A 273-nucleotide genomic window follows, 5' to 3' on the forward strand; every position below is an offset into this window, starting at 1 on the left:
CTTCACTTCGTATGACCAAACAGCGCCCACAACACCATCGAGCACAGAGCCGCGACCACGTTGCCGGCGTTTCCATAGCTCGCGCTGGGCTCTATGAAGGTGCTTAAAGCGTTCAGCCAGGTCATCACCGTTCTTCGCCGTCAAAGTCACCAAAAAAGGCCTCAGAGCCGTTTTCTCGGCTCGGATGACCTCCCACCTATCCAAGTAGGCTTTCATCGACTTAGCGCCCCGTCTAATGGCACACAGAGGGCAAAGCAGGTGCTTCATGCAGAA

At 55.3% G+C, this 273-nt stretch carries 1 protein-coding gene; it reads right to left on the reverse strand.

Translation table 11 applies throughout. From position 1 onward, the window contains the following. Positions 1–2 precede the first annotated feature (2 nt). Complete coding sequence (locus ABG80_RS23850; RefSeq protein ID WP_268760913.1) at positions 3–125, reverse strand: hypothetical protein; 123 nt, start codon at positions 123–125, stop codon at positions 3–5. Positions 126–273 lie beyond the last annotated feature (148 nt).

Source organism: Aquabacterium parvum (genome assembly GCF_001447195.1).
Lineage (GTDB): Bacteria > Pseudomonadota > Gammaproteobacteria > Burkholderiales > Burkholderiaceae_C > Aquabacterium > Aquabacterium parvum.